Source organism: Xanthomonas axonopodis (genome assembly GCF_001304695.1).
Lineage (GTDB): Bacteria > Pseudomonadota > Gammaproteobacteria > Xanthomonadales > Xanthomonadaceae > Xanthomonas > Xanthomonas axonopodis.
Genome location: NZ_JFAQ01000028.1, coordinates 1 through 2,112, shown reverse-complemented (window position 1 = coordinate 2,112; position 2,112 = coordinate 1). Strand labels below are relative to the sequence as shown.

Here is a 2,112-nt window from a genome sequence, read left to right as displayed (position 1 = left end):
TGCCGGGACTGAACAGCTAGGTGAACAGAGCCAGCTAGTGACGGCCGATGTTGATTCTGTGCAATTTGTATTCAAGCCTACTCAGCCCTGGTCGGAGGGGCGTCATTTGTTGGAGGCGCGACTTGGAAAGGCCGGAAAAGTAGTTCAGCGCGAGTTTGACGTGGTGCAGAGCCAACCCGTTGTTGCTGCCAAGGTCGGCGCTAAGAGCGGCTAACAAAACCGCTTGAATGTTGCTTCTACGGCGGCAACATTGCGACATGACACGTCTCGAAGAGATCCCATTGCGCCGTGGAAGCGCATTGAACCACTGATTCCGCAAATCACGCGCTCGCCCAAAGGTGAGCGACCGCGTATCAGTGATCAGCAAGCACTCAACGGCATTGTCTATGTCCTGCGGACGGGCACCCCGTGGGAGGACCTGCCTGCGGAATTGGGCGATGGCAGCGGCATGACCTGTTTGGCGCCGGTTGCGTGATTGGCAGGTTGCCGGTGTGTGGCATCGTCTGCATCAGGTATTGCTGGCCGAGTTACGTCGCGCCTAAACGGTGGATCGACCGGTTGGGCCGTCATTGCTGGGGGCGTCGAGCGCACCCACGCCTGGCTGGCAGGCATGGGCAACTACGCATTCGCTTTGAACGCCGTATCGATATCCACTTGGCATTGCTCTCGCGTGCATGTTCCATCGTCTGCTTACGGCTTCTTTCTGGGTTTTGTTAGCCGCTCCAAATCTTAATGTGCGTTATTTGGCAGGTCGTCAAGCGCATGCAGGAAGGCGTACAGATCGTTCTGTTCTCTTGTAGCCAATGAGATAGGCTGCCGCGCGCAAGACTGCGGTAATAGATCTCCCGTTGGATCGCCTCTTCAACGCTTCGCACGCTGCCATCGTGCATGTACGGCGGCGTACGGGTGACATTGCATAGCGTTGGTGTGCGGTATGCCGCCAAGTCGCTGCCTTGGCCGCTGATTGCAAATCGTCCTAATGCAGCAATATCCGGGTCTGACAATACTAGCTCAGCTACTGGAATTCCCTGCTCGCGTTTGGTTTTGAAAGATTCAATGGTCGTGCCGACTTTTCCAGTCAGCCGATCTATCCCGACATTGGAATGGTGAAACCGATTGTCCGTGAAAGCGGCCGGCGTACCGTTCAATGTATGGCATGAGGAGCATTCGGCTTTCCCCCGGAACACATCCAGACCGCGGCGCTCTGCTGTTGTCATGGCAGTGGTGTTTCCCGCGACAAAAGCGTCATACCGGCTGCGACCGGTCGTAACAGACGCCAGGTAAGCCTGGATGGCACTGGAGATGCGTTCCTCATCGACTCGCTCATCGCCAAACGCTGCCTTAAGTCTAGTCCGATAATCCGGTCTCTGTGAGACAGCCTTGATCACCGCTCTCATAGTCGGCTGAGCCATTTCGGCCTGATTGGTGAAGGCTGCTACTGCTGCTCGGTCGAGTCGTTCCTCGCGACCATCCCAGAAGAAATGCGTGAAGTAAGGAAGGTCCAACAAGCTCGGTGCGTTCCGGGTGCCGGTCCTCTGGCCATAGATAGTGGGAACCGCGATATCTCGGGTAAATGCCTTGCTTGGCTCGTGGCATGAGCTACAGGACAGAGCCCGATTTGCGCTGAGAGTGCTGTCCCGGAACAACATCTCTCCCAGGGATGCCATGGCTTGACGGCGTTCCCCTTGATCCGGTTCCGATCCGGCCAGCCACCTTACTCCCAGCAAAAGCAGGACCATGGCCAAAAAGATGGAGATGATGATCTTTCGCGACATTTTTCTTGATTTCAAAAGCTGAACAGGGTATCAATATCAGCTACAAAAAAACTAGCCCTGGGATAACTCCCCGGGATCAAAGGAAGCCTCTATGGATGGGCGATTGACCAGGCATCGCGAGCGAGCAACAGATGTGCGTCAGTCATTGAGGACACCATTTTTCCTGTGGCGCGCAGGTAAATTTGCTGCTGCTGGCAGCATTGATGTGATACGCCCAGGGTTCCGTAGACACTCAAGACCCTCGTTGCGCGTAGCGCCGTTCAGACTCTACAGGGGACAGGTCCTCCGTTGAACCATGACGGCGTTTAGGGTTGTATAGAACATCTCGATGTAGTCG

The 2,112-nt window shown here is 55.6% G+C and carries 2 protein-coding genes and 1 pseudogene; 2 read left to right on the top strand and 1 reads right to left on the bottom strand.

Annotated elements, in window-relative coordinates:
- Together XAXN_RS22665 and XAXN_RS22930 are read left to right on the top strand one after the other, a co-directional pair.
- On the top strand, positions 1-214 hold a 214-nt coding region (locus XAXN_RS22665; RefSeq protein WP_209018933.1), incomplete at its 5' end, for a hypothetical protein.
- Positions 215-250: 36 nt separating this feature from the next.
- Positions 251-539, top strand: a pseudogene (locus tag XAXN_RS22930) (transposase); the annotation flags it as partial.
- Positions 540-713: 174 nt separating this feature from the next.
- On the opposite strand, the gene XAXN_RS02505 reads toward XAXN_RS22930, so the two are convergent.
- Entirely contained in the window at positions 714-1,775 is a 1,062-nt protein-coding gene (locus XAXN_RS02505; RefSeq protein ID WP_245149938.1) for a cytochrome-c peroxidase, read from the bottom strand.
- Positions 1,776-2,112 lie beyond the last annotated feature (337 nt).